The sequence below is a fragment of the Nitrospirota bacterium genome, from assembly GCA_016214855.1.
Classification (GTDB): domain Bacteria; phylum Nitrospirota; class Thermodesulfovibrionia; order Thermodesulfovibrionales; family UBA6898; genus UBA6898.
Window position 1 is genome coordinate 78075 of the sequence record JACRMT010000012.1, and the last position, 23788, is coordinate 101862.

General features: G+C 53.2%; 39 protein-coding genes and 1 other RNA gene. 39 read left to right on the plus strand and 1 reads right to left on the minus strand.

Annotated elements, in window-relative coordinates; all coding sequences use genetic code 11:
- Nucleotides 1–75: 75 nt before the first annotated feature.
- Nucleotides 76–384, minus strand: coding sequence for a hypothetical protein (locus tag HZB62_10565; protein MBI5075590.1), 309 nt, complete (start codon nucleotides 382–384; stop codon nucleotides 76–78).
- A gap of 11 nt (nucleotides 385–395) precedes the next feature.
- On the opposite strand from HZB62_10565, the gene HZB62_10570 reads away from it, so the two are divergent.
- From HZB62_10570 to HZB62_10760, 39 genes are all read left to right on the plus strand, one after another.
- A complete protein-coding gene (locus HZB62_10570) occupies nucleotides 396–590 on the plus strand; it encodes a helix-turn-helix transcriptional regulator (GenBank protein MBI5075591.1) in 195 nt (64 codons plus the stop codon).
- 70 nt (nucleotides 591–660) lie between these two features.
- Nucleotides 661–1146, plus strand: coding sequence for a hypothetical protein (locus HZB62_10575; protein ID MBI5075592.1), 486 nt, complete (start codon nucleotides 661–663; stop codon nucleotides 1144–1146).
- Entirely contained in the window at nucleotides 1136–1348 is a 213-nt protein-coding gene (locus HZB62_10580) for a hypothetical protein (GenBank protein MBI5075593.1), read from the plus strand. Before HZB62_10575 ends, HZB62_10580 begins: the two co-directional genes overlap by 11 nt.
- 60 nt (nucleotides 1349–1408) lie before the next feature.
- The gene (locus HZB62_10585; GenBank protein ID MBI5075594.1) at nucleotides 1409–1702 is read left to right on the plus strand and encodes a hypothetical protein; all 294 of its coding nucleotides are present in this window, start codon (nucleotides 1409–1411) and stop codon (nucleotides 1700–1702) included.
- Nucleotides 1702–2025, plus strand: coding sequence for a hypothetical protein (locus HZB62_10590; protein ID MBI5075595.1), 324 nt, complete (start codon nucleotides 1702–1704; stop codon nucleotides 2023–2025). The genes HZB62_10585 and HZB62_10590 overlap by 1 nt, the downstream gene beginning before the upstream one ends.
- Nucleotides 2015–2305: a hypothetical protein gene (locus HZB62_10595; protein MBI5075596.1), complete on the plus strand. Its 291-nt coding sequence runs from the start codon at nucleotides 2015–2017 to the stop codon at nucleotides 2303–2305. Before HZB62_10590 ends, HZB62_10595 begins: the two co-directional genes overlap by 11 nt.
- Before the next feature lie 11 nt (nucleotides 2306–2316).
- Complete coding sequence (locus HZB62_10600) at nucleotides 2317–2874, plus strand: hypothetical protein (GenBank protein ID MBI5075597.1); 558 nt, start codon at nucleotides 2317–2319, stop codon at nucleotides 2872–2874.
- Nucleotide 2875: 1 nt separating this feature from the next.
- Nucleotides 2876–4465: a hypothetical protein gene (locus HZB62_10605; protein ID MBI5075598.1), complete on the plus strand. Its 1590-nt coding sequence runs from the start codon at nucleotides 2876–2878 to the stop codon at nucleotides 4463–4465.
- A gap of 82 nt (nucleotides 4466–4547) precedes the next feature.
- A complete protein-coding gene (locus HZB62_10610) occupies nucleotides 4548–5966 on the plus strand; it encodes a helix-turn-helix domain-containing protein (protein ID MBI5075599.1) in 1419 nt (472 codons plus the stop codon).
- 2 nt (nucleotides 5967–5968) lie between these two features.
- Nucleotides 5969–6289 carry a hypothetical protein gene (locus HZB62_10615; GenBank protein ID MBI5075600.1) on the plus strand — a complete coding sequence of 107 codons (321 nt, stop codon included), beginning with the start codon at nucleotides 5969–5971 and terminating at the stop codon, nucleotides 6287–6289.
- Nucleotides 6286–6438 (plus strand): hypothetical protein, encoded by a 153-nt coding sequence (locus tag HZB62_10620; protein ID MBI5075601.1) that lies wholly within the window; start codon nucleotides 6286–6288, stop codon nucleotides 6436–6438. The genes HZB62_10615 and HZB62_10620 overlap by 4 nt, the downstream gene beginning before the upstream one ends.
- On the plus strand, nucleotides 6438–6701 hold the full coding sequence (locus tag HZB62_10625) for a hypothetical protein (GenBank protein MBI5075602.1): 264 nt from the start codon (nucleotides 6438–6440) through the stop codon (nucleotides 6699–6701). Before HZB62_10620 ends, HZB62_10625 begins: the two co-directional genes overlap by 1 nt.
- Entirely contained in the window at nucleotides 6701–6913 is a 213-nt protein-coding gene (locus HZB62_10630) for a hypothetical protein (GenBank protein MBI5075603.1), read from the plus strand. The genes HZB62_10625 and HZB62_10630 overlap by 1 nt, the downstream gene beginning before the upstream one ends.
- Nucleotides 6913–7473, plus strand: a complete 561-nt coding sequence (locus HZB62_10635; protein ID MBI5075604.1) for a host-nuclease inhibitor Gam family protein — start codon at nucleotides 6913–6915, stop codon at nucleotides 7471–7473. Before HZB62_10630 ends, HZB62_10635 begins: the two co-directional genes overlap by 1 nt.
- Nucleotides 7470–7901: a dual specificity protein phosphatase family protein gene (locus HZB62_10640; GenBank protein MBI5075605.1), complete on the plus strand. Its 432-nt coding sequence runs from the start codon at nucleotides 7470–7472 to the stop codon at nucleotides 7899–7901. The genes HZB62_10635 and HZB62_10640 overlap by 4 nt, the downstream gene beginning before the upstream one ends.
- On the plus strand, nucleotides 7898–8095 hold the full coding sequence (locus tag HZB62_10645; GenBank protein ID MBI5075606.1) for a hypothetical protein: 198 nt from the start codon (nucleotides 7898–7900) through the stop codon (nucleotides 8093–8095). The genes HZB62_10640 and HZB62_10645 overlap by 4 nt, the downstream gene beginning before the upstream one ends.
- Complete coding sequence (locus HZB62_10650; GenBank protein MBI5075607.1) at nucleotides 8092–8379, plus strand: integration host factor subunit beta; 288 nt, start codon at nucleotides 8092–8094, stop codon at nucleotides 8377–8379. The genes HZB62_10645 and HZB62_10650 overlap by 4 nt, the downstream gene beginning before the upstream one ends.
- Nucleotide 8380: 1 nt before the next feature.
- Nucleotides 8381–8584 (plus strand): hypothetical protein, encoded by a 204-nt coding sequence (locus tag HZB62_10655; GenBank protein ID MBI5075608.1) that lies wholly within the window; start codon nucleotides 8381–8383, stop codon nucleotides 8582–8584.
- Complete coding sequence (locus HZB62_10660; GenBank protein MBI5075609.1) at nucleotides 8538–9041, plus strand: hypothetical protein; 504 nt, start codon at nucleotides 8538–8540, stop codon at nucleotides 9039–9041. The genes HZB62_10655 and HZB62_10660 overlap by 47 nt, the downstream gene beginning before the upstream one ends.
- Before the next feature lie 50 nt (nucleotides 9042–9091).
- Nucleotides 9092–9280 (plus strand): hypothetical protein, encoded by a 189-nt coding sequence (locus HZB62_10665; protein MBI5075610.1) that lies wholly within the window; start codon nucleotides 9092–9094, stop codon nucleotides 9278–9280.
- A 50-nt stretch (nucleotides 9281–9330) separates the two neighbouring features.
- A complete protein-coding gene (locus HZB62_10670; GenBank protein MBI5075611.1) occupies nucleotides 9331–9912 on the plus strand; it encodes an HNH endonuclease in 582 nt (193 codons plus the stop codon).
- Nucleotides 9913–9915: 3 nt separating this feature from the next.
- Nucleotides 9916–10461, plus strand: coding sequence for a DUF1018 domain-containing protein (locus tag HZB62_10675; protein MBI5075612.1), 546 nt, complete (start codon nucleotides 9916–9918; stop codon nucleotides 10459–10461).
- The gene (locus HZB62_10680) at nucleotides 10455–10757 is read left to right on the plus strand and encodes a hypothetical protein (protein MBI5075613.1); all 303 of its coding nucleotides are present in this window, start codon (nucleotides 10455–10457) and stop codon (nucleotides 10755–10757) included. Before HZB62_10675 ends, HZB62_10680 begins: the two co-directional genes overlap by 7 nt.
- A gap of 256 nt (nucleotides 10758–11013) precedes the next feature.
- Nucleotides 11014–11604: a transglycosylase SLT domain-containing protein gene (locus tag HZB62_10685; GenBank protein ID MBI5075614.1), complete on the plus strand. Its 591-nt coding sequence runs from the start codon at nucleotides 11014–11016 to the stop codon at nucleotides 11602–11604.
- On the plus strand, nucleotides 11601–12188 hold the full coding sequence (locus HZB62_10690; protein MBI5075615.1) for a hypothetical protein: 588 nt from the start codon (nucleotides 11601–11603) through the stop codon (nucleotides 12186–12188). The genes HZB62_10685 and HZB62_10690 overlap by 4 nt, the downstream gene beginning before the upstream one ends.
- A 15-nt stretch (nucleotides 12189–12203) precedes the next feature.
- Nucleotides 12204–12605: a hypothetical protein gene (locus HZB62_10695; protein MBI5075616.1), complete on the plus strand. Its 402-nt coding sequence runs from the start codon at nucleotides 12204–12206 to the stop codon at nucleotides 12603–12605.
- On the plus strand, nucleotides 12602–12769 hold the full coding sequence (locus tag HZB62_10700; GenBank protein MBI5075617.1) for a hypothetical protein: 168 nt from the start codon (nucleotides 12602–12604) through the stop codon (nucleotides 12767–12769). The genes HZB62_10695 and HZB62_10700 overlap by 4 nt, the downstream gene beginning before the upstream one ends.
- Nucleotides 12769–13290: a hypothetical protein gene (locus HZB62_10705; GenBank protein ID MBI5075618.1), complete on the plus strand. Its 522-nt coding sequence runs from the start codon at nucleotides 12769–12771 to the stop codon at nucleotides 13288–13290. The genes HZB62_10700 and HZB62_10705 overlap by 1 nt, the downstream gene beginning before the upstream one ends.
- 10 nt (nucleotides 13291–13300) lie before the next feature.
- On the plus strand, nucleotides 13301–13678 hold the full coding sequence (locus tag HZB62_10710; GenBank protein ID MBI5075619.1) for a hypothetical protein: 378 nt from the start codon (nucleotides 13301–13303) through the stop codon (nucleotides 13676–13678).
- On the plus strand, nucleotides 13665–13967 hold the full coding sequence (locus tag HZB62_10715) for a hypothetical protein (GenBank protein MBI5075620.1): 303 nt from the start codon (nucleotides 13665–13667) through the stop codon (nucleotides 13965–13967). Before HZB62_10710 ends, HZB62_10715 begins: the two co-directional genes overlap by 14 nt.
- On the plus strand, nucleotides 13964–14470 hold the full coding sequence (locus HZB62_10720) for a hypothetical protein (protein MBI5075621.1): 507 nt from the start codon (nucleotides 13964–13966) through the stop codon (nucleotides 14468–14470). The genes HZB62_10715 and HZB62_10720 overlap by 4 nt, the downstream gene beginning before the upstream one ends.
- Nucleotides 14460–16151: a phage terminase large subunit gene (terL, locus tag HZB62_10725; GenBank protein MBI5075622.1), complete on the plus strand. Its 1692-nt coding sequence runs from the start codon at nucleotides 14460–14462 to the stop codon at nucleotides 16149–16151. The genes HZB62_10720 and terL overlap by 11 nt, the downstream gene beginning before the upstream one ends.
- Entirely contained in the window at nucleotides 16148–17593 is a 1446-nt protein-coding gene (locus HZB62_10730) for a hypothetical protein (protein MBI5075623.1), read from the plus strand. Before terL ends, HZB62_10730 begins: the two co-directional genes overlap by 4 nt.
- A 119-nt stretch (nucleotides 17594–17712) precedes the next feature.
- Nucleotides 17713–18489, plus strand: a complete 777-nt coding sequence (locus tag HZB62_10735) for a hypothetical protein (GenBank protein ID MBI5075624.1) — start codon at nucleotides 17713–17715, stop codon at nucleotides 18487–18489.
- A gap of 112 nt (nucleotides 18490–18601) precedes the next feature.
- Nucleotides 18602–18859, plus strand: a complete 258-nt coding sequence (locus HZB62_10740; GenBank protein ID MBI5075625.1) for a hypothetical protein — start codon at nucleotides 18602–18604, stop codon at nucleotides 18857–18859.
- A 2-nt stretch (nucleotides 18860–18861) separates the two neighbouring features.
- A complete protein-coding gene (locus tag HZB62_10745) occupies nucleotides 18862–21090 on the plus strand; it encodes a hypothetical protein (protein ID MBI5075626.1) in 2229 nt (742 codons plus the stop codon).
- Between the two features lie 104 nt (nucleotides 21091–21194).
- Entirely contained in the window at nucleotides 21195–21647 is a 453-nt protein-coding gene (locus HZB62_10750; protein MBI5075627.1) for a hypothetical protein, read from the plus strand.
- An RNA gene (locus tag HZB62_10755) (hammerhead ribozyme type II) lies at nucleotides 21647–21711 on the plus strand. Before HZB62_10750 ends, HZB62_10755 begins: the two co-directional genes overlap by 1 nt.
- Before the next feature lie 13 nt (nucleotides 21712–21724).
- The gene (locus tag HZB62_10760; protein MBI5075628.1) at nucleotides 21725–23782 is read left to right on the plus strand and encodes a hypothetical protein; all 2058 of its coding nucleotides are present in this window, start codon (nucleotides 21725–21727) and stop codon (nucleotides 23780–23782) included.
- The last annotated feature ends 6 nt before the right edge of the window (nucleotides 23783–23788 follow it).

Here is a 23788-nt window from a genome sequence, read left to right on the forward strand (position 1 = left end):
TTTTAGATCGACGGGAATATGAAGACCTTAAAGACCTGATTGGAGAAGAGTCAACGCTCATATTAGCCAGGAAGTTCAATGGGACTTACCTTTATCTTCCCAAAATACAGGGGACTGAGCCGACTTCCAATACTTCTCCTCAACAGCATCAAGAGCCTGAAGCCAATCCACCTTCCGAAGGGCATCAGGGGCAACAGGCTGGAGAAGGCCGGAGCTGATGATGGTTTCTTTAAACCGCAGAAACAACTCATTGAACTGCGCTTCAGGAGCTCCTGAGATGGCGGCGAGATACTCTTCGTCAAACCAATCCCGGATTGCCCTCAACAGTGACAAAGACATCATGGAAGAAAGCCAGCTTACGCGGGCGTCAATATCCATATCCATGGAGGCCTCCATTGAATAACGAGATCAAGGCAGAGCTTGTCCGGGCAGGCATAAAGCAGAACGAGCTTGCACGCAATCTGCGGGTCAGCAGCACGATGATCTCCCTCGTGGTAGCAGGGAAGAAACAGTCTGCACGGATACAGAAAGAGATCGCCCGGCGTTTGGGCGTGCCGGCGAATGAACTTTGGCATAAGAAGGCGGCATAAATGGAACTGATCAAGCGGTTCACCTCCGTCAAATCTGCCTTGATTATATATTTTTTTGCCCTGAGGAGCAATGTCTAAGATGAAAACCAAAATAGACTCCGGCCAGCTCAATATCTTCGATTTGATCAAGGAAGTATCCCGTAAACAGGCAGAGATCACAGACCATCCACAGACCACAGGCAAGACCAGCATTGACGCTGCCACAAGGCATCTAATCAGCGATGCGCTGAAGCACACAAGGTTGTCGCGCTATGAGGTCGCAGCCCGCATGTCAGAGATCCTCGGCTGGGAAATTACCAAGGCCCAGATAGATGCCTGGTCAGCAGAAAGCAAGGAGCAGCACCGGTTCCCCTATGTCTACGTCGGAGCATTCTGTCAGGCCACCGGTGACAAGACACTCACCCGATATATATGCGAGCTTTGCGGCGGCTTTTTCATCGAGGGCGTCGAGGCGCTGGAGCTGGAATTGGGCAAGATCCACGAAGCAAAGAAGGACCTCTCCAAAAAAGAAAAGCTGATCATGGACACACTCAATCAGGTGAATCATGGGCGCTGATTATAAAGGACAGGACAAGGCCATCGCAGAGCTGAGCGCACTCAGCCGGGAGGCAAAGGAATTTCTGAACCATCATATCGGAAACTCGCTGAACATCGTGATCGTCGGCATCGAGGTCGACAACAAAGAAATGGCAACAGACGCAGCATGGCACATCATCGATGACCTGCATATGGCAGGCATCCGAAATACACGGAGGTGAGCATGGAGACAGCAGTCAGCAATCAGTGGTCAGTCATCAGCAAAAAGGGGGGATGCATTAATGAGTAAGGAAGGCAAGACGGATTTCACGAACGAGACGCAGCAGAACCTGATGAAGATCGTGGAGTTTCTGGCCACGGATGTCTTCAGGCCGACAACGGTAAAAGAGATCGTGGACGCGCTGGGCATCACAACGAGCAAGGCAGTCTGGGCGCTGCATAACCTGAAGATCCGCGACTGGGCTGAGCAGGTAGGAGACTCCTGGCGGCTGAGTCCCCGGATCGTGAAGATCGCTGATGCGGCGAGGGCAAATCTTGGAGAGAATTTGAAGCGATATTTTCCGGAGGTGAAGTGATGGACTTTAAATTTACAGAAGAAGAATTCAATGAGTTCAATAGAGCACTCGACATACAGAAGTTGGGTATGGATTGGCAGAAAGAATGGGAGCAGAACTGGCCACTATTTTTGCATGTATTTAAGTTCCTTGATGCTCAGGCGCAAGCGCATCCAATGGTAGGTATGAGCGCTTATGTGACAGCCCTCAATGGTGACGTGACCGAGGCGAAGAAAAATTTTGCACAGGTGAAAAGAGTGGTTGATGCATATTTCGAACTGATATTTTCGGCACTCAATGCAATAGACGAATTAAAAGAGAGGAATAAGCGCAATGGCGAATAAAAAAAACGAAGACAAGATCACGGATAGGGAAGCAGATATCGTGCTGAGAACGAAGGCCACGATGGATGATAGATACAAGCGAGAGATTGAGGCCCTACATCAGAAGAATGAGGCTCTTGCTGGGTTATTCATGACAATAGGGGAAGCTCGGGCACTTGGCATGATGAAATCTTTTGCCGGCTTTATCTTCCTGCTAAAAATCAAGAAACTCAAGGACTCCAGAGAATATTACACCAAATACGGGATGAACTGGGAGCAGACCTGTAAATATCTCGGGTAAAGAGACGTACAATGGATGAGAACTTAGAGGATTTAAGCCCAGTTCAGGATGATTTTCTGGCGGACTTCGCCAATTTAATGGGAGACGATTCCTATAAAATCAAATACTTATCTGCTGACATTGCGGCGGACTCCGCCGTAATTAAGGACAATGAGCTGTATTACCAGGGCAAGCATATCCCCATGTCCGAAATCCCCGCATATATCGCAATGCGAGAGGAGCAACACAAAGACCAGCTCGCAGCGCAGAAGAAAGAGGCCGACAAACATGCTAAGGGGCTTGAAGGGCAGTTGAAGGAGTCCGCCTCAGAGAAGAAGGCCCTGCTCGGGCGGGTCAAAGAACTCGAACCTTTTGAGCCAAAAGACCTCGACAAAGCAGCAATCGACACATTCGACGCTGTGGACAATCATCTCCGCTTGGCCGACAACATCCTCCGGGCCTTTGCCTTCAAAACAGACGACCTGAGTGATGACGCTGTAGCGCGGATCAACAGCATCCTCAATCGCATGAAGGACCGCGTTGAAATGTTCGACCAAAATTGGACAGCCCAGCTCACCGGCGACGAATAACATGTCCATCTCGGCGACGGTTATAGAGCAGATCAGAAGAGACCTCGACAGCGCACCCTTCGGCCATCAGACAACGAGAGGGCAAGAGTGGGCTGCCATGGTAGGGGTGGCTTATCCGACTCTCTGTAAACTGCTCAAACCGCTGAGCGAGAAAAAACGCGCATCAAAGGTCTTCAGGCCTGAATACCATGAATGGACACCGATCATCTTTGCGATAAAGAAATCACCGCCCAGCGGTGGAGGGGAGATCAGCACAGATCAGGCTGTGAAGCTTGCCGTTGAATGGCACAAAATACCAGCCACTGCGCTTGAGGTTGAGCCCGGAACGTTCGACCGCATAGCCAGAGAAAAGGGCCTGAACAGGAAGCAGCGGCGCGTGAGCCGCTTTCAGGCTGACAAGCCAAATCGGTTGCATCACTTCGATGCGTCGAGTTCCAAGTTCCTGTACATCGCAAAAGAGACTAATGACGGAGATTACATCCTGAAACTTCATAGGCCCGGCAGTATCGGAAGTTACAAGAACAAACCCATCCCCTGCAACCGGCTCAGGCCCTGGTATTATGGCATTGTAGACGATCACTCCGGGCGATTTGAGGGCAGTCTTTTTGCGGCAGAGGGCGAGACGGGCCTGCACAACCTCAAGGCGATATGCACTGCATGGGAATCAATGGGCATACCGGAGGAGCTGCTTGCAGACCAGGGCATGCTCAAAAAAAATCTCATATCGAAAGAGATGATCGGCAGGCTCGACGTAAAACTCCCGGAATCAATGCCCTATGCAAAGGAAGCGCACGGCAAGATCGAGCGGCCATGGAGAACGATATGGCAGCGGTTCGAGCGGCCATTCTTTGCAGGTGACTGGACAAAGTTTTCTATCCTGCTTTCAGAGCTGCAGCATCAGTTCGCTGTATTTCTTTCTGACGATTACAACCAGTTGGAGCACAGGTTCGAGCGCGATATCACACGCATGCAGGCATGGAGCAGGATCAACCTGCATGGCGGCATCGTGCAGATACCGGCGGATGCCATTGCCGCGGCAGCAAGGCGCAAGGAGCGGACAATTGATTCAGACGGCATACTCCGCTACGACGGTAAACTCTACGATGTAAAGCATCTGCATAGCGCAAAGGTGATCGTCTTCGAGGGTGTATTCAATGATCGCTTGATTGTTCAGGACATGGCGACCGGCAAGAAATACGAGGTGCGGGACTTCAAGCCGCTTAACGTGGGGGAATACAAAGGGCATGCAGACACACCGCATCAGGCCCTGATCAAAGAATACGCGCCGCAACTTACCGGCACTGCGCCGATGCTTTATGCAGAGAAAAAAGAGCAGACCGAAAAGGTCGTATCCATGCCGATCAGGACCAAAGAAGAGCGCACCATCGAAGATCCGTTCAACATCAACACCTATCCGCATATCGACGAAGCAATGAAGGATTTCATGTCTCACATGATCGGCATATTTCTAACACAGGAAGAAAGGGGGGATGTGGCAGCAGCGATCGAGGCGCACGGCCTCGACAGGCAGTGGGTGGAGAACTTCGCTCTTGAGGTGAGAGCGAACATGAGCAAACGAGTGGCAATGTAAGACCCCTCACCCTAACCCTCTCCCCCAGCCAGAGGTAGGTGCCTTAGGCAGGGCGAGGGGACTGATGGGAGGAGGAATGGAGGTGAAAGAAATGAGTGTAACAGCAGCACGGATATACCACATGCCTTATCGTCCGACAGTAGCGAGGGACCTGCTTGTTGAATGCGGGATATCCCAGAGAGAAGTGGCAGCAGCATTAGGCTTCAATATAGAGACACTTCGGCATGCAATCAATCGGGGCTTTGTACCCAGCACGCATGTCAAGAGAGACATCCGGCAGCAGCTCACGATCTTTATTGAAGCCAACGTAACGGCAGCAACATGGCTCAGGGAACACAGGTTAGCACTGGTGGATCTCTTCCGGCCCAGCGCAAACAAACAACGACACATCTATCCCATCAATCACGGAGAAAAAGTTTATTACGCCCGCAGGCATGGCCTGCAGGCAAAGTCTCGCGAAAGACGGGACATCAGAATTCTACGCAACCAGACAGAGAGGAGAAAGAAGATTATGGAGAATGGCTTCGCAACACTGGCCCAGTTCGGGTATCATCGCAATCCCTTTGAGGATGTGCATATCCAGACAGCGGACGGCAACACATTGAAACGCTTATTCAAGATGGCGACAGACTCAAACGCAATGGTGCAAATGATCGCCCAGTATGGCGCAGGCAAGACCACCGCAATAGAAGCGGCACTGGAAGGGATCGAATGCGCAACTGTCATGCTGAAGATGGCGGACAAGGAACGCATGACCATCGCAGACGTAGAGAGGGAACTGATCAGGCAGCTCTCGTCTGAGCCGGTCACCCGTGACCGGGGCGCACGCGCACGCCAGGTCAGCAGGATCGTGGGCGAAGCGGCGCGGACCAAGCCGGTGATCCTTATCATCGAGGAGAGCCACGTCATGCATCACAGCACACTCAGGGCGATCAAGCGCGTGAGGGAATATGACTGGATGGGCAAGCGCCCGCTGCTGTCGGTGATCCTGATCGGCCAGTATGACAAGCTCAAAACCGCAAACCTTGCAGAGTGCCACAGGGGCATGCGGTCGGACACGTACAAGCTGCAGGGTCTTGCGCCCTCAGAGTCACGCCATTATATCAACGAAACCGTGGGCCAGAACTTTGAGCCCGAAGCGATCAAGGCCACCAGCGATCTTGCCGAGGCCCGCAACTTCCTCGATCTTCAGGAGGCGCTGATCACGCTGATGCAGGCAGCGCTTCACAACGGCACGAAGATGGTCACTGTGCTTGATGTGTTTTCGACGTACGGCGGCGGCATCAAGCAGCTCATGGAGAAATACGACATCAAGCAGACACAGTTGGCCGAGATGATCGGGGAGTCAACGACAACCGTCAGCCTGATCGTCAACAACAAGTCTCACACTCTCAACAAGGACAAAGAGGTGCAGGTGCGCAGCGCCATACAGGACGCGCTGAAGACGCTGACACAGCAGCACAGCGATAAGAAGCATCAGGCCAGCCTGAAGGCGGTGTAACGATGGAGACAACACTCATGATCAAGTGCGAGGGCTGCAAGAAGGACCACAAAGCGGAAGGCGGGTATTACTTCAACATCGCGACGAACAGGGCTGGGATGCTCATGCTGACCGTCGCACCGGCAGGCACAGGCTTTTATCGTGAATCTTTCCAGTATTTTGCCTGCGGCAAGGAGTGCTACATGAAAAGCCTGAACGAGGCGATGGATAAAAAGATGGCCCCGGTCGGGACGGACCGGGGCCTGGGGACAACCACCCCACAAGGGGGTGTAAACGCGACTCCTCCCAAAACCCTGGGGGGGACGGAAAGGAGCGCGGCATGAAGATTATACCAGCAATCAGCAATCAGTTGTCAGCTATCAGCCATACACGGCCCATACGGGAGATCGCTCTCGGGCTTCTGGGCAACGTCATTCTGTGGGGCGCAGTCATGCTGCTGTATGCGGCGTGGGACATGTTGGGAGGGCGATGATGGAAAAGGCATGGGATGCATCGCTCAACCTCAAGAAAGTATTCGCTGACGTGGACAAGGCAAGCAGATGGAACAAGCAGCCCGGTCTCTGCCTCATGTGCGGAGAGATCGAGACGCGCTCTCCTGATCAGACCTGTGCAATCTGCAAGGTAATAGCGCGGGCACGGGAGAGAGTAATGAGTGGGGTATTGGAGATCCCCGTATTTTACAGGGGTCGCAAGCGAGGCAGGTTTTCCAAGCGCTTGAACTATGTGGGGGTGTGATGATGGAGACAATTAAAAGCGAAATACGTGCGCTCATAGAACAACATGGCCACGCTGCCGTATGGGAGACATTCCTGGTGATGCTTAAAGGTGCTTTCCCTGACACATGGGAGATCGCCCAGCGCAGGATGGAGCTTCACCTGGCAGCAAAGAAATTAAACCTTATACCCCACACCGTGGGGCAGGACGAAATCAAAAGGAGAACGAACTGATGGCAAGGATGAAACCGAAGAACATGATCACATCGAGGGCGCAGGCCGAGGCAGCAATGTCAAAGCTGAATGAGATAGACCGGCATCTCGCAACGTGGGATCTGGACGAGGCCAACGCAATAGCAGAGGTCCGGCAGGAACATGCTGACACGCAGCGCAAGGGTGGCAGGCCGGGGCTTGAGGCAGAGAAGGCCCTGCTCATAAAGGAAGTGGAGGCATGGGCCGGTGAGGATGTTGGCACATGGGAGAAGAGGAGCATCGAGACCCCGTTCGGGTCGTTCGGCTTCCGCGTATCTCAGCCGACCGTGGCACTGATCAAGAAGATAGCAAACAAGTTCGACGTAGCGCTTAACTCGCTTCAGATGCTCATGCCGCAATACGTGCGTGACGTGCCTCAGATCGACAAGGAAGCGATATTGGCCGATGACCGGGCTGAAGTATTGAATGCTGTTGAACTCGCTAAATGCGGGCTCAGGGTGATGCAGGACGATGAATTCTGGATCGAGACAAACGCCAGCAAGGACCTCGATGCAGCGGCCAAGAAATTGAGGGCGGCATGATTATTCAGGTGGTAGAAGGCATTTACCGGGGGCCGAGACCGAGGTGTCTCAACGATCTGATAGATCTGAACATCAAAACGATCTTGAATCTCGAAGACGACATGGCATGGGTGGAGAGTGAACAATCGGTCTCATCCATGTATCACGTCAACGTCATCAGTCTGCCGATGAGTGAGATAAAGAGGCCGTCGCGCGTGGATCTGTACAAGGCGGTGCACATTCTACAGGACGAAAGCCTGCATCCCATCTACGTTCACTGCCTGCACGGACAGGACCGCACCGGGTATGTCATTGCCGCATACCGCATGCTCGTCCAGGGATGGATTTATGAGTTTGCATACCAGGAGGCGAAGGACAACGGCCACAAGTGGTGGTTCGCACCCTATCTGCTTTTCTGGCCAAAAAGCCTGAAGGAACTGGCGAAATGAAATCAGCGTCAGACCTTGACTGGCTCACATCGTCATCAGCCGAGGATACGCGCTACTATGCCGCAAAATCGACGGATATGCCGCTGCTTCTACAAGCATTGGAAATCGTGCAGAAGAAAGGGGCAATTACAAAGGCAAAGCTGATAGAGGCCAGGATTATCAAACTACAAAAGACAAAAGGAGAGACATCATGACAAAAGCAGAATTGATAGCAAAGATGAAGGCAGAGTGGTTAGACATCAAGACAACTCCGCAGGCAGAGGGATATGTGAACACCGTGCTCATAGCGATCACTGACGCCCTGGCATCCGGTGACAACGTAATGCTCAAGGGCTTCGGCGCTTTCAAGGTGAAGGAGACCAAGGCGCGCACAGGCCGCAACCCGAAGACCGGGCAGGCTGTACAGATCCCGGCAGGCAGGAAGGTGAGCTTCACCGCGAGCAAGGAGTTGAAATCAAGAGTGGGAGGAGGTGATTAGAATGTCGTATTCAGTGATTCAGAAGTGCGGAACCTGCAAGAAGGAATCGAAATGCGCTGATGGGTTGATCATCAGAAATGCAGTGCAGGGAATTATCCATCAGATACCGTTTGGAACAGTGCATCTGGGCGGCGGAAGCGTTACTCATGACTGCACGTATGGCTTTGAGGATAAGAACGCTCCGGAAGTTCCAGCAGCAGGCTAAGGCCGAAACCCGCCTCGGCGGGTCGCACCGTGATGCGGTGCCTGATGAGGGCCATATGAAAGACTTTGAAGGAAAGCAGATCGTGATTGACTTTGAGCAGCTCGCAAGCGGGCACGCTACTGACATGACGCACGCGGAGACATTCATCCTCCACCTGATCCAGAGAGGCAAGGCAAACGCGATCAAGGTTCCTGTACTCGAGGCAGCAACGAACCTTCAGGGCGTCGAAGTCCGCGAGACTATCAGGCATCTGATCATGGAGCATGGCGTATTGATTGCCTCATGCACTCACGGTTTCTTTATCGCCGAGACAGCAGAGGAGATCACCGAGGCAACGCGGTCCTTACGGCACCGGGGAATCATGATACTTATGCGGGCTGCAAAGCTGCAGAAGATCAGCATTGAGGAGATATTTAATCAAACAGTATTTGAATTTACTACGGAGGTGAAGAAGTGAGCAAGGTAAAAAGTAAACTGACGGATTTAAACGATCATCTGTTTGCGCAGATGGAAAGGTTGAATGACGAGGATCTGGCCGGAGACAAACTCGACGAAGAGATCAAACGTGCCCACGCGATGGCCGGGGTAGCAAATCAGATCATCAGTAATGCCAGTCTCGCGCTGACTGCGCAGAAGGCGCTTGGCGAGACAGTTCGCAGTCTCCCTGAGATGCTAAGAATCGGGGGCAAGGAGTGAAACAATACTCCGCTGAGCAGATTGAATTCCTGCGAACAGGATATGCGGCCATGTCGCGGAGTGAACTCACCGTTGCCTTCAACACCAAATTTAAACTCCGCAAAACAGAAAACCAGGTCATATCGACGCTGAAGAATCACGGCATTGTTTCCGGTCGCACAGGCCGCTTTGAAAAAGGGCAGAAGTCATGGAATAAGGGCGTCAAGGGCTACATGGGGGCTAATCGCACGAGCTTCAAAAAAGGCAATGCGCCGAAGAACAGAAAGCCCATCGGACACGAGCGCATCCGCTCCAAAGACGGCTTTATTTTGATGAAGGTGGCAGAGAAAGACCCCTATACCAAAGCCCAGACAAGATACAAACATAAGCATGTCCATATATGGGAGAAGAAACATGGCAAAGTCCCGGACGGCATGGTCGTAGCATTCAAGGACGGCGACAACATGAACTGTGTCGAAAACAATCTAATGCTGCTGTCACGCGCTGAGCTTCTGCTTGCAAATCAGCATCGATACAAGGATATGCCGATCGAACTGAAGCCTTCTATACTGGCCCTTGTGAAACTGGAAGCCAAGGCCGGGTTCAGGACTTCCGGATACAGAGGCGGGCGCAAAAAAAATCTATCGAGGTGAATCATGACAACGCCACGTAAAATAGACAGCGTGCAGATCAAGCTCTTGCACATAGCAAAGGCAAAGTTGAAAATCACGGATGCTGATTATCGGGCGCTGCTTATCAAGTTCTCTCCCACGAGCTGGGACATGGACCCTGCGCATCCATCCTGCAAGGCCATGACCTATGCAGAGGCCTCAGTATTGATCGATCACCTGAAGGCGAAGGGATTTAGAATAATAAGCCGTCAGCAATCAGCTGTCAGCAGTCAGCAAAAGAAAAAACCGCTGCCGCCGAGCATCACTCAGATGGTGACGACTGAGCAGCTCAAGATGATTTTGCACCTGAAGGCGGATATCCGCTGGCGCATCATGCCGGATGGATATGAGCGGTGGCTGAAGAAGTATATGCAGATCGAGCGCGTGGCAACAATGAAGCAGGGGCAGAAAGTTATCGAGGCACTGAAGGCGATGAAAATCAGGCAGCAGAACGAGGACTCAATCAAGTCGCAGCAGGGCCAGCAGTTTTATGACAGACCGGCAAGCGAGGGCGGGAATTACAGATGGTAAATTCGTCTATGATAGAGCAGCTTCCCGGAGACATCCGGAGGATCGCCGAGGTGATCGGTGTAGAGGCTGCTCTTGCCCTTGCCAAGGAGTTCCGTGGCACGTATCTTTACATCCACAATCTGGACGATCTTCTCCGCGAGATCCGCAACAAAGATATCCGCACTGCATACAGCAACGGAAAGCCTGTCCGCACGCTTGCCATCAAGCACCGTTTGACAGAGCGGCAGATTTGGAATATATTAGGGAACGAGCCTGAGTGCGAAACATCCCCCTCCCTTCTTAACCTGCTGAAATAGACCTTCTGAAACGCTGCACGTAGTCTGCTGCATTCTTTTGCCTGTACTCTTTGGGCATGATTCATCAAACATCATCGGATACGAATAACAAATCTTTGCTGCCTCCTGCTGCCGTTGGTGCCGTTACTTTCTTCACCCCCAGGCGGGGGCCGGGCTTCACCTCCCTCAGCTCCCGCCACCCTTTTTCAAACACCACCGCCCCTCTCTCCCCTCCTTACCAAGGAGGGGATGGGGGAGGTTTTAGCAAGTCGGCGGCATGATTAAACCCACCCCCGAAATAGACTCCTTCATCCGCGCTGCCGCTGCAAAGCATAACATCCCTTATGAGCTGCTCTATGCGCAGGTCAAACAGGAATCCGGATTCAACCCGATTGCGGTATCGCATTGCGGCGCACGCGGCCTGCTCCAGATCATGCCTGCCACCGGCACAAAAGACCTCGGTCTGAAGGAAGAGGATTTCTTTAACCCGGAGAAGAACCTCAATGCGGGAGCTCTGTATCTGCGTCGGCAATATAAGGGCGGCAAGCGCATGATCGAAACCATGAAATGCGCCAACGAATGTGCTGATGACGACTATTGGAAACTCGCCCTTGCCTCATACAACGGAGGCCTCGGATACATAATCGCGGCGATCAACATCTGCGTGCAGGATGGGCTTTCCATCTGCTGGCCCAACGTGGCCGCAAAACTGGCAGACAAACGCTGCAGTGTCCGGGGCAAACGTCCTGACCATAAGCAGATGACGGACTACGTCGAAAGGATCTGGGCGGATTACACAGCCAACACAACCGCCCCTCTCTCCCCTCCTTGCCAAGGAGGGGATGGGGGAGGTGTAGACAAAGCATGAAACAGGTCGCCCCCATCTACGGAAAAGACTACGGGCCGGGCTTTGCCATGTTCTCAAAGAGCGACAGCAACCTGCTGTCAAACGGCATCAGCTGGTTCGGTTCCCTTCAGGAGGCCGCATCCTTCAGCGCCTCGCACGTTCTGCTCGTAGTGGATCACCGCATGGGCATCGAGGCTGCTGCGCAGGGAATCAAGTTCTGCCGCATTGATGAACGTATAGAAGATCCCGGCCTCCAGATCGTATTCAGGGAGCCGGTAGACCTCACCAGAAAGGCCGCAGGCCAGGCAATCGATTATGCCATTTCGCAGATCGGCAGGGCGTATGACTACACCGGCCTCGCGCTTGGGTTCCCGCTTATGATCGCCTCCGGGCTTTCGAAGTGGATCTCGCCTCTCCGCAAATTACCGGTGCCGTTTCATCTGCCCGGCTCACGCGTATGCTCTGCTGCTGTGGCTGATGACTATAAGCATACAGATCAATACCGGGATGCGCAGCTGCTGCGCGAGTGGCATGTGTCGCGCATCACGCCGATCATGCTCTGGAACAGCTTTCCCTTCAAGCCGTTCAGGTTTGAAGCACATTGATAGTGGAGGTGCAGCGTGCTCAATAAGCTCATCGAAAGAATTCTCGGCGGCGTCGGCAAAAGGCTGGACGGATACAAGACCACCATCGGCGGCATCGGTTCTATCCTCACCGGCATTGTCGGCATCATCAGCATCCTGTTCCCTGACCAGGGCTTCCCAAGTATCGGCATCGAGGCCAGTGTGGCCTTTATTGTCGGCGGCTTCTCGATCCTCGGTGTCGGCGGCAAGGCGGACAAACAGAAGGCCGCGATCGTCGCACAGACGGCAGTAATCAAACAGCAGAATGTGCTGGTCAAAAAGCAGAACGAGATATTGAGTTCAGCCTCACCCACCTTACAGGTCCCCCCTCTCCCAGTGGGAGAGGGCAAGGGTGAGGGAAGATCCGGCAGGATCGAAGAGATAAGGCCTGCTGATTGAACACCCCTGATCAGAAGGTCACGGATCTTCAGCGCACGATCGAGGGAGAGAAACGGGCAGTAGTAGACGGGATCATCAAAATCCCGCTTGACGGTAAGGATAAAGGCGCTCTGACGAAATACGGAATTCTCGGAGCATTAAAAAACATTCTAAGGAGGAAGTGATGAAAAAGTTATTTTCGGTAGTAATGATGGTGATGGTTTTAGTTCTTGGTGGCTGGGGCGCGGCATTCGCAGCGGATGTTCCTGCATCCGGGTTGAGTGATCTGGGCGGAAAGCTCACAAAGGCGGTCGATGGATCTGGCGTAGACATTGCGGGCGGCAAGCTGCATGGGTATATCACCGCAGGCAAGCTCTGGGATATCGATTATTCCTTCACCCCCAGCGCTAACGACACGATTGATAAATTCTCTGCAACATCTCCCCGGTCGCAGTTCCTGGTCGGCGGCGGACTGAAATACAAATACGGCAGCGTCGAGGCCTTCACAGATTATCTCGCGCTCACCAACAAGGACTCAATCAGCGGCGACCTGACCATCGGCAAGAGCCTGTTCAACATCGGCGCGGATATCGACATCTGGAAAAACGTCGGTGTGCGGGTGCAATACTTCGACTTCATCACCAGGACGGCAGCGGGCAAAGAGCACGATCCCCGTGCATACACCGGCCTGATCGTCAAGTTCTGAGGGAGGCACAGTGAGCTGGGAAGAGATCTTCAAGTCATTAGTCTTCTGGGGGCCGGGCGCGGTGATCGCAGGGCTGATGCTCTGGATCTTCTACAAGCTCGCAACAAACCTGGGCATGAAGTTCATCGATGCCCAGAAAGACCAGGCAACGGCGCTGGGCAGACAGGCACAGTCTATGGAAGGACTGCAGCAGGCCATCACCGGCTTTGTCACCAAGGACAACAGCGAGCACCGGGAAATGCTGGTGCTGCTGAAATACATCGCGCAGCAGCAGGAAACAAACAGGACCGTCTGTGAGGAACATACCGAGCACAGAAAAGAATCATGCCCATACAGGAAAACGATATTGAAGATCACGTCTACGGAGGAGCCCGTTGAAGAAGATTGACAGCGAAAAAAACAAGCGCATACGCATAGCGATCCTTGAAGCGCTCAAAACAGAGTATCCCGGATCGCTCGATATGAAGGTCCTTCTCTTCTTCCTGGATAACCTCGGTTATCCTCTTATGGACGACATGCTGAATGCGCACCTGCGCTATCTCGAAGAGAAGAAGCTCCTCAGGATCGAGCGGAAAAAGGGCTATGGCTTCCAGGTATCGTTCGCCACGCTCACTGCGGAAGGCTGGGACCTGCTCGACGGGCACGGCCATGAGCATGGCATTGACGAGGCGCTGTGAAAGGTAAATCCCTCATAGCGGAGAACCGCGAGCTGGCGTTCAGGATCTATTGCCGCTGCGGCGGCAACGTGGAGATGACCCTCCGGGAGATGGCCAAGGAAGGCCTGACTCTCAGCAAGCCCACGTTCTATGACTGGATGGAGAAGTTCAACTTCGAAGAACGACGGACGAAGGTGGACGCAGAGACGCAGAAGGCAAAGGACTCTCAACTCTCCTTTGATGACAAGATGCTCGGGGCGCTTCTCAAGCAGAAGGAAAAATACGAGACCTATTTCGAGACACTGACCATACCCGACCATCAGGCCCAGTATGCGTATGCCGGGATCATCAAGACGATCTTCGATATCAGGAGCAGGACGGCATCATTTAAAACCTCGCTCTTTATCGGCTTCATGAAAGACCTGATTAATTTCTACAGCAAGAACGATCCTGCAGTCGTTGCTCTCATCGAGAGCAGCTTTGATGACTTCATGACCTTTGCCAGGGAGAAGTATGCTGCCTAAATTATCAGAGAAGAAATTCAACAAAGAGCTGGAGGCCCTGCGGGGCATTATCCAGTCGGCGGCGAAGCCCTTTCCTGATGACAAGCAGGCGCAGAAGGAAAGGATCGCCAGGGCCGAGAAAGATATGGAGTATTTCGGCAGGACCTATTTCCCTCATTACATAAGCTCTCCGAGTTCGAAGCTGCATAAATACTTCTGCACCCGGTATCCGGAGATGATCGAGAGGGCAGTCAAGACCGGAGAGGGAGACAAAGAGGCCAACGCAGCGCCGAGAGGAAATGCTAAGTCCACCTGGGGCACATTCGTGCTTCCGCTCTGGTGCGCGGTATATAAGAAACGTACGTATACGCTGATCGTCTCCGAAACGTTGTCACAGTCCGAAAGCTTTGTGCAGGCGATCAAGGCTGAGATCGAAAGCAATGAACGACTGAAGCAGGATTTCCCCGCTGTCTGCGGAGAAGGCCCTATCTGGCAGTCAGACACCATTGTTCTGCGCAACGGGGTGAAGATCCAGGGCGTGGGCGCGGGGCAGAAGCTGAGAGGTCTGAGGCACGGCAGCAGACGGCCTGACCTTGTTGTCGGCGATGATCTTGAAAACGATGAATCAGTCGAATCTCCTGAACAGAGGAAGAAGCTCTCGAACTGGTTCTTTAAGGCGCTGATGAAGATCGGCGCGAAATATACGGTCTATATCGTTGTCGGGACTATTCTCCATGCGGAGGCTCTTCTCTCCGATCTACTTGAGCGTCCCGGCTGGAAGGGCCATAAGTTCAAGGCCGTCTTGAAATTCTCACAGTCCAAGCTGTGGGAGCAGTGGGAAGGCATATTCCGGGACATCTCTGTCGGCAAGGCCGAGGCTGAATCCCTGGCCGATGCGTTCTTTGATCAGAACAAGGTAAAGATGCTCGCAGGCACTGAGGTGCTCTGGCCTGAACAGGAAGATTATTACTTCCTGATGAAGATGAGGACCACTGACGGTCCTGCTGCATTCGACAGCGAAAAGCAGAACGAACCGCTGAACCCCGAAGACCAGGTATTCCTTGAAGAGTGGTTTGTGGACTGGGAAGACGGTGATGTGGACCTGACCGGCGTGTTGCATGCCGGGGCTGTGGATCCATCTCTCGGCAAGAAGAACAAACGGAGCGATCCCTCTGCGATCCTGGGCGGCAGAATGAAGGGCAATATCCTCTACCTCGATATCGCGGACATCGAAAAGAGACAGCCTGACAGGATCATGACGGATATCCTCGAACATCATAAGCACGATCCGTTTGACAAGCTCAGGATGGAGACGGTGCAGTTTCAGGAGTTCTTTGCACGGCAGTTTGCCCAACTTGCGCATGACAAAGGCCTGACGATCAATATCGATGAGTATATGCCGAATACGGACAAGGACCTCCGGATCATCCGGCTGCAGCCCTGGATCAAGAACGGCTGGATCAGATTCAGAAAAGAGATGAGAGAGCTGAAAAAGCAGCTCATCTATTACAGACCGAAAAATCGCGGCGGACATGATGACGGCCCGGACGACCTTGAAATGCTGCTGGGGCTTTGTGAATCCGGACTGGTGCAGGCAGCGTCAGCGGCGAGCGAGACCAAACAGGAAGATTATCACGCTGAACGCAAGGGCAGGATGGCAGGAGGACGGATGATGGGACGGATCAGGGGGAATGCGGTATGAAGATCACAGAACGTTTTGTCGCAGCCTTCTTCGGGGATGTTATTGACGCGAAGGTCAAGGCGCAGGTGAATGAGCGGATGCCGGCAGCGTCCGCGTCTGAAAGCCTTGAGGAGGAAGGATACCGCAGGCTCACCGGTGATTCCACCAGGGCGTTGCCGGGCATGAGTCAGGACAGGATGATCCAGATCGCATACTGGCTCTGGAAGACGAATCCGCTGGGCAACTGGATCATCGAGATCATGACCTCCTTTGTCGTAGGTGAAGGGTTCAGGATCGAGGCGGACAATGATACGGTCAAGGAGGTGCTCAATAAGTTCTGGGGCCATCCTCTGAACAATCTGAACATCTACCTCGAAAAGCATGTCCGCGAGTTAGGTATCTACGGCGAGCAATGCTGGCCCAAGTTCGTCGGAGATTACACCGGCACTGTCGCGCTCGGCTATGTGGACCCGGCAAACATCAAGACCGTAGTGACCGATCCGGAGAACTGCAAGATGATTATCGGCGTGGTCACCAGGGGCGTGAACTTTACAGACGGCAGGAAATACAAAACAGTGCTGCACCCGGATGCTGAGGAATTTCTCTCTCCGTCTGCCCGGTCCTGGCGGGACAATTGCCAATATGCCTGCTACTTCTCTGCGATCAATAACGTTACGAACGATCCTCGCGGCACCTCGGATCTGTTTGTTGTGGCTGACTGGCTCGATGCATATGAGCAGTTCCTTTATGACTATGCGGACAAGTGGCCCCTGCTGAATACGTTCGTATGGGACATGCTGGTCGAAGGCGGCACCCCTGCAACGATCGCCGAGCAGGTCAAGACCTTCACCAAAAAAAGCGGCTCCGTCTTCGGCCATAACGAAAAGGTAAAAGTTGAGCCTTCCACTCCGGACCTGAAATCCATAGACGCCGCGGAAGGGGCGAAGCTTTTCCGGAACCATATCCTCGGCAACAAGTCCCTGCCGGAACATTGGTACGGCGGCGGCGGTGATGTGAACCGTGCGACCGCTGTAGAGATGGGGACGCCGACCATGAAGATTCTCTCCTCGCGCCAGAAGCTGGTGATCTTTATCGTCTGTTCTGTCCTGGACGATGTGCTGAGGGAGGCGGATGCCCACGGCATGCTCAAAGGCGTTGCAAAAGATGCACGCGGGTACAAACTGATCACACCGGAGTTGTCGTCAAAAGACATTACCAAATTCTCTACAGCAATACAGGCGCTCACAACGTCGCTGGTGTCTGCAGAAGTGAATAACTGGATAGACAGGGACAGCGCGGTGAAGATCTTCGCCTTCTGTCTCTCGATGATCGGGTATGAACTCGACGTGGATACGATCGGAACTGCCCTCGATGATGAGGAGATGAAGAAGGCTTATCAGGATTACCTTCAGGATTACCTGAAAACAAGGCAGCCAAAAGAGGGGAAACCGGCAGATGAGTAGATCAGCCATTTGGCCTACAATCGATTTCCGGGCGACGGATGCGGCCAAAGAGTGGCGCATCGGGGAGTTATCGCCCATAAACCGGTTTATAAACCCGATTAGCGGGGATTGCTGAGTCCATGCCGACCGTCAATTCAGCCATAAAACGCATTCTGAGGGAAAAAGAGGCCGGAATCAGCTCAGGGATCGATGCCATTCTGGCTCTGCTGAGAGAGATGCAGGCCCAGGTGATCGGAGATCTCGGTAAGGCAGCTCTTGGGTCATGGGATTCGTATCAGCTGAAAAAAATGTTGAACAGTCTTGAGTCCCAGATATCCAGTTTTGATTCACAGGCAAAGGCAGAGATGAACGGGCTGCTGAATACATCGGTCAATAACGGGGTGATGATGGTGGACGGTCCGCTTGCCATGTCCGGGATCTCGATGGGAGGGTTCGGCCTCGGCACATCCGTGCTCGATACGCTCAAGGATTTTGCCTTTCATAAGCTTGAAGGTCTGAGTTCAGACCTCTGGCAGAAACTCAAGGGAGAGTTGACGCTCGGCATTCTTGGCGGCAAGACTCCGCAGGAGGTCGCTGCTGCGATCGGCAAGACGCTCGGAGAGGACCGGGGCATCTTCACTTCTGTTGCCGCCAGGGCCGAGGCGATCACGAAGACCGAGATGGGCAGGGTCTTCAGTCAGGCAACGCAGCTCAGGATGGACCAGGCAGGTGCGCAGGTTGAGGGTTTCGGCAAACAGTGGAAGCATGCAGGCAATCCAAAAGAAGCGCGGCCCAGTCATGAGGCAGTGCACAACCAGCATGTGGCCTATGACAAACCTTTCATCGTCGGCGGCAGTGCGATGATGTTTCCGCGTGATCCGGCTGCGCCGATCGCAGAGGTGATCAACTGTGGTTGAGACCATGTTCCATATCTCGCCCGTTGGGCGGATTAGAAAATAGTGAAGAGCGGTCAGCATCAGTAACGGGCGCTGATCAAAGACACTAAAAACAACGAAAGGAGAAATGACGATGGCTGAGGAGAGAAAAGAGATCGAAGCGAAGTATCTGAGGGGGTTGAAGTTCCGGACCTCAACGTCTGAAGTGGTGGCAAAGGACGGCGGCAGAAAGGTAAAGCAGTTTACGCCTGTCGAGCGAGCACTGGAGGCGGATGATGTGCTGTCCTGGAAAGACACGGGCAACGCTGTCGTGATCGTGACTGCGGATGGGCAGAAGATCACGGTACAGAAAGACGACGGGAAGAAAGACGACGGGAAGAAAGGCAAGTAGCCATGAAACTCTCATACGAGCAGCTCAGGGAAAAGCTCAGACAGATATTGCTCTCCATGTATATCTTGGAGCTGTATGACGACCATGCCATCTGCGAGAAGGACAGCGGAGGATACTGCCGGGTCGATTACAGCATTGACGATGCCGGGAACATGACCATGAAAGAGCCTGTTGAAGTTCAGCGGGAGTATGTGTCGGTCACGGCCCAGGCTGCAATGAGCATCACCGGCGCTGCATCTGCAGACACTGGAGAACCGTCAGGGTATAAATGGAGAGTCCAATTGATCGATGCAGGCCCGGACAAGCAGGGCAGGTTCGATTATCCGCTCGATGTTATCCATGCTGCCGCAGGTTTGTATGAGGGCGCTCCTGTGTTTGTGCTTTCAGAGGCACAGCACTCTGCCGGGAAGCATCCATTTGGCAAGCCGGTCGGCGACATAGTCGGCAGGATCTCGGATGTGAAGACAAACGCAAAGGGCAACGAAGGCACGCTCACGATCCTGAAATCAGCAGCCTGGTTCCGCGACATGATCACTGACGCTTTTGAGCAGGGCATGATCGGCAAGGCAGGGCAGAAGGATCTGATCGAGCTGTCTCACGACGTGCAGGGCAAGACGATCAAGGGCGCAGGATCTCCTGCGCGGGTTGCCCAGATCGTTAAAGTGGACGGAATAGATGTGGTATACGACGCCATCGGCGGCGGTAAGTTTATGAGGATGGCCGCAGCTCATTATGGAGCAGGCCACAAGGAGGACTCCATGTTTAAAAGACTGTTGGCCGCTCTGAAGACACAGCGGCCAGACCTTGCAGGGAAGATCGATGTGTTACTTGCAAAGGGCGATGATGTAACAGAGACAGAGATCAGTCAGTTGATAGCGGCAGCGATGCCGGGCGCTCAGGCGCTTGATATCGAGACGCTGGTAGCAGCGCTCAAATCTGACGACAAGGGCGCAGGCACAATGTTGGCAGATGTTCAGAAGCTCCTGGCCCAGACAAGGCTTGTTGCCTGCGGAACAACCCTGAGCACAGAGCTTGCCGGAAGCGAGCTTCCTGATGCAGTCAAGGAAAAGTTGACAGCAGCATTCACCGGCAGGATCTTTGAGGCAACGGAGCTGCAGGCAGCGATCAAGGCAGAAAAGGAAATGCTTGAAAAGCTCACAGGCTCAGGCCTCGTGACAGGGACCGGAGATATCAGGGTCGTGCAGGGGGATCTTCAGGCCCGCATAACGATGCTGGATGATTTCTTTGCGGGCAAGGTGCACAGCTTCAAGGCTGCCTACGCCCATATCACCGGCGACGATCTTGTGACGGGACACCTCAAGGCAGCACGCAGGCTCACCGCGTCCCTGGAGACAACGTCATGGGCGGAGATCTTCGGCGACTCTGTTGCCCGCGCAATGCTGCGCGACTATAACCTGCCCGGACTGGATGACTGGAAGAAGATCGCGGACATTGTGCCGCTGAACGACTTTCGCACCCAGCACAGAACGCGGATGGGCGGTTACGGAGATCTGCCGACCGTTGCACAGGGCGGACCATATACTGCATTAGGGTCACCCGGAGATGAAGAGGCGACCTATGCAGCAGGAAAGAAGGGCGGCACTGAAGATCTGACCATGGAGATGGTCAAGAGCGACGATGCCGGTGCGATCAGGAAGATCCCGGTCAAGCTCTCCCGTGCTGCAAAGAGGACCCTGTACAAATTTGTCTTTGCCTTTCTCTCTGCAAACCCGACCATCTACGATGCCAAGGCCCTGTTCCATGCGGACCACGCGAACCTCGGCTCTGCTGCGCTGGACGCTACGAGCCTTACTGCACGCAGGCAGGCGATGTTGAAGCAGACAGAGGCAGGATCGAGCGAGGTTATCGGCATTCCGCCCAAGTGGCTGATCGTGCCTGTGGATCTCGACAAGACTGCGCATGACCTGGTGGTTGTACCCGGCCAGTTCACACCGACCGCTCCGGACTTCACCCGGACACTGAATATGGAGGTGATCGTGGTGCCGATCTGGACTGACGCGAACAACTGGTTCCTGATGGCTGCCAAGGAAGATGTGCCGACTATCGAGATCGGCTTCCTCGACGGCAAGGAAGAGCCTGAACTCTTTATTCAGGACATGCCGAATGTCGGCTCGATGTTCAGCAACGACAAGCTGACCACGAAGATCCGGCACATCTATGGCGGAGCGGTGACTGACTACCGTGGAGCTGACGGCTCGATCGTAGCGTAACAATCGACCCTCTATCCTCCCCTAATCTCAGGGGAGAAAGGAGGGGACAACGTAGGGGGCGGTCCTTTGCGGGCCGCCCGCCAACAATATCGAAGGAGGAACATATGCAGAGAATCAAAGCTGTATTGACAATATGCGCAGTCGTGGCGCTCTGCTGCCTGCCGATCATGGCTTCGGCAGCGACCACGAACTATCCGGAAGTTGTCACCGGGATACAGGTAATCCCATTTCATTTCCCCGGCGCGATCACCGCAACGGTAACGCCGGTCAAGATCAGACTGCCTTTTAAGACTCAGGTGTTAGGAGTGTCTGCGTATTCGAGGGTGATAGACACATCGAGCGGCAATGAGACCCAGACTGTTGATGTGCTTGAAGGTGCGTCCTCGATACTGTCAGCCGCCATATCGCTTGCTGCACAGGACACGATCTATGAAGGCACGATATCGGACACCTCTATCGCAGATGAAGCGACCGTGAGCATTGTGCTGACCCTTGGCGGGACCACGCCGAGCCTGACGGATACAACCGTATTGCTGACGGTCAGACGAACGAATTGATGCGAAACCCGCCGCATGGCGGGTCATCCGGAGGTGGCGCTCCGGATCTGATGAGCAGCCAACAAGGAGGATTTGATTTGAAAAAGATTTTGCTTATACTTACAGCCCTATTAATCCCCGTCTCAACATGGGCCGCAGCCCTTGTCATCCCCGATCGCTCAACCGATCTGCGGGATATGCCCGCTGCGGTCTGCACAGACCAATACCTCAAGGGCAGCGCAGGCTCATATGTCTGCGCTGATGCTGCAACTGCTGAGACTGATCCTGTATATACTGCGGCCATAGCACCCGTTGAGGTCAGCACCACGCCCTACACCGTGCTCGCAGGCAATGTCAACAAGGTGCATAAAATCGCCGATCTGCCGGTAATAATCGATCTGCCCATGACAGGTTTTGTTGCTGGGGACAGGCTCACATTTATTTCGCAGGGAGCCCAGGGTAATGTGCATACGTTTGTCTCTGAGGGCGGGACTCAGTACATAAAAACCGGAACCGGAGATACTTTGAGTTTTGTCACGCCCGGTGATCCCGGTGAGAGCTATGTTTTCCAGTTTACCGACCAGTGGGTGATAATCGATGCGTTTGACCTCAAATATGCATACCAGTCAGACAAGCATACACAAGGAACTGATCTTGGACTCGACACAGGAGGCACTAACCCTGTTACGGCAGAAACTATTACCGGCCATATAGCCAGCACATCCGTTCATCTGGCGGCCAGAGATGATATCGCGTCAGTTCATATTGGTCATGATGCCGGAAAGGTTAGTACAGGTTATTACAACGTCTTTGTTGGATATGACACGGGGCTCAATAATACCATTGGCAATAATAGTGTCGGAGTCGGTTACAACTGCCTAAAATCAAATACCGTTGGTATCGACAACACGGCTATCGGATGGGAAGTCTTGAAGGCCAATACTGAAGGTCGCGGCAATGTAGGTCTGGGCTGGGGAGTTTTGCACGAGAATACTATAGGACAGCTCAACATCGCCATGGGCGATACGGCGATGTATGAGCATATAAGCGGCAATGATAATATCGCAATCGGAGCACAATCACTCGGATCGGATTTAACGGGACATAGCAATGTCGCCATTGGCTCAAATGCGCTGCTGTATGGATCAGCAAAACAGGAGAATGTTGCCATAGGGTTTAATACGGGCATGAAGTTTTACACCGGCAATAATTGCGTTTTTATAGGAAAGGATGCAGGGAGCAATAATAACCAAAAGGCGGATGCGGTAAACAGCCTTGCCCTTGGCAGCGGGACATACACGACAAAGGACAATCAGGTTGTCCTGGGCAATGACTCAATAAACGAAACATTGTTGAAGGGGAACATAGGGATAAATACCACCTCGTTCGGCACAAACGCAACGAAGACCATCGGTATTTCGACAGGCGTAGCTCCTACATCCAGTCCAGCAGATATATTCCAGTTGTATTCGGCAGATATTTCCGCAGGCAATGCGGCGCCCCACTTCAGAACTGAAAACGGAACGGTAATTAAACTCGATCAGCCGATAGATACCACTGCAGCGCCTGTTTTCAGCGCGGCGAATATGACGAGTTTCCCGACACTTAACCAAGACACCTCAGGGACGGCAGCCAACTTGTCAGGAACTCCTGCACTTCCTAATGGCACGAGCGCAACAACGCAAGCGCAAGCAGATAATACTACCAAAATAGCTACAACGGCGTATGTTGATACTGGTCTGGCGACCATCACAGCAGGCAATGGCTATATGCAGCACGTCTCTTTCTCACCGACAAGCCCAGCGGACAGCGCTACGTTGTATTTTTCTCATATAAACTGGCCCTTATTGTCAAGTGCAACGCTGTTCCGCGTTCCGGTTATTAAAGCCGGCACGATCAAGGCAGTCAGTATTTTTACTTATGCAAATGCCACGGCAGGATCAGGCGAGAATATATCAATGTATATACGTGTAAACAATACGACGGATACGCTGATTGCGACAGTTGGGTCGGCCACAGCCGAGAGGATATTCAGCAACACAGATTTGTCGATTCCTGTTTCGGTCGGAGATTTTTTCAATATAAAAATGGTCAACCCGGCCTGGGCAACTAATCCAACAGCTGTGTTTGGATCAGGCAGCATCTACATCGAATGAGGTCGG

Bases quoted from the DNA above. Each gene is read 5' to 3' on its own strand.
- HZB62_10565 (MBI5075590.1), bottom strand. From the start codon at position 384: ATGGATATGGATATTGACGCCCGCGTAAGCTGGCTTTCTTCCATGATG.
- HZB62_10575 (MBI5075592.1), top strand. From the start codon at position 661: ATGTCTAAGATGAAAACCAAAATAGACTCCGGCCAGCTCAATATCTTC.
- HZB62_10580 (MBI5075593.1), top strand. From the start codon at position 1,136: ATGGGCGCTGATTATAAAGGACAGGACAAGGCCATCGCAGAGCTGAGC.
- HZB62_10585 (MBI5075594.1), top strand. From the start codon at position 1,409: ATGAGTAAGGAAGGCAAGACGGATTTCACGAACGAGACGCAGCAGAAC.
- HZB62_10590 (MBI5075595.1), top strand. From the start codon at position 1,702: ATGGACTTTAAATTTACAGAAGAAGAATTCAATGAGTTCAATAGAGCA.
- HZB62_10595 (MBI5075596.1), top strand. From the start codon at position 2,015: ATGGCGAATAAAAAAAACGAAGACAAGATCACGGATAGGGAAGCAGAT.
- HZB62_10600 (MBI5075597.1), top strand. From the start codon at position 2,317: ATGGATGAGAACTTAGAGGATTTAAGCCCAGTTCAGGATGATTTTCTG.
- HZB62_10605 (MBI5075598.1), top strand. From the start codon at position 2,876: ATGTCCATCTCGGCGACGGTTATAGAGCAGATCAGAAGAGACCTCGAC.
- HZB62_10615 (MBI5075600.1), top strand. From the start codon at position 5,969: ATGGAGACAACACTCATGATCAAGTGCGAGGGCTGCAAGAAGGACCAC.
- HZB62_10620 (MBI5075601.1), top strand. From the start codon at position 6,286: ATGAAGATTATACCAGCAATCAGCAATCAGTTGTCAGCTATCAGCCAT.
- HZB62_10625 (MBI5075602.1), top strand. From the start codon at position 6,438: ATGGAAAAGGCATGGGATGCATCGCTCAACCTCAAGAAAGTATTCGCT.
- HZB62_10630 (MBI5075603.1), top strand. From the start codon at position 6,701: ATGATGGAGACAATTAAAAGCGAAATACGTGCGCTCATAGAACAACAT.
- HZB62_10635 (MBI5075604.1), top strand. From the start codon at position 6,913: ATGGCAAGGATGAAACCGAAGAACATGATCACATCGAGGGCGCAGGCC.
- HZB62_10640 (MBI5075605.1), top strand. From the start codon at position 7,470: ATGATTATTCAGGTGGTAGAAGGCATTTACCGGGGGCCGAGACCGAGG.
- HZB62_10645 (MBI5075606.1), top strand. From the start codon at position 7,898: ATGAAATCAGCGTCAGACCTTGACTGGCTCACATCGTCATCAGCCGAG.
- HZB62_10650 (MBI5075607.1), top strand. From the start codon at position 8,092: ATGACAAAAGCAGAATTGATAGCAAAGATGAAGGCAGAGTGGTTAGAC.
- HZB62_10655 (MBI5075608.1), top strand. From the start codon at position 8,381: ATGTCGTATTCAGTGATTCAGAAGTGCGGAACCTGCAAGAAGGAATCG.
- HZB62_10660 (MBI5075609.1), top strand. From the start codon at position 8,538: ATGGCTTTGAGGATAAGAACGCTCCGGAAGTTCCAGCAGCAGGCTAAG.
- HZB62_10665 (MBI5075610.1), top strand. From the start codon at position 9,092: ATGGAAAGGTTGAATGACGAGGATCTGGCCGGAGACAAACTCGACGAA.
- HZB62_10670 (MBI5075611.1), top strand. From the start codon at position 9,331: ATGTCGCGGAGTGAACTCACCGTTGCCTTCAACACCAAATTTAAACTC.
- HZB62_10675 (MBI5075612.1), top strand. From the start codon at position 9,916: ATGACAACGCCACGTAAAATAGACAGCGTGCAGATCAAGCTCTTGCAC.
- HZB62_10680 (MBI5075613.1), top strand. From the start codon at position 10,455: ATGGTAAATTCGTCTATGATAGAGCAGCTTCCCGGAGACATCCGGAGG.
- HZB62_10685 (MBI5075614.1), top strand. From the start codon at position 11,014: ATGATTAAACCCACCCCCGAAATAGACTCCTTCATCCGCGCTGCCGCT.
- HZB62_10690 (MBI5075615.1), top strand. From the start codon at position 11,601: ATGAAACAGGTCGCCCCCATCTACGGAAAAGACTACGGGCCGGGCTTT.
- HZB62_10705 (MBI5075618.1), top strand. From the start codon at position 12,769: ATGAAAAAGTTATTTTCGGTAGTAATGATGGTGATGGTTTTAGTTCTT.
- terL (MBI5075622.1), top strand. From the start codon at position 14,460: ATGCTGCCTAAATTATCAGAGAAGAAATTCAACAAAGAGCTGGAGGCC.
- HZB62_10730 (MBI5075623.1), top strand. From the start codon at position 16,148: ATGAAGATCACAGAACGTTTTGTCGCAGCCTTCTTCGGGGATGTTATT.
- HZB62_10735 (MBI5075624.1), top strand. From the start codon at position 17,713: ATGCCGACCGTCAATTCAGCCATAAAACGCATTCTGAGGGAAAAAGAG.
- HZB62_10740 (MBI5075625.1), top strand. From the start codon at position 18,602: ATGGCTGAGGAGAGAAAAGAGATCGAAGCGAAGTATCTGAGGGGGTTG.
- HZB62_10745 (MBI5075626.1), top strand. From the start codon at position 18,862: ATGAAACTCTCATACGAGCAGCTCAGGGAAAAGCTCAGACAGATATTG.
- HZB62_10750 (MBI5075627.1), top strand. From the start codon at position 21,195: ATGCAGAGAATCAAAGCTGTATTGACAATATGCGCAGTCGTGGCGCTC.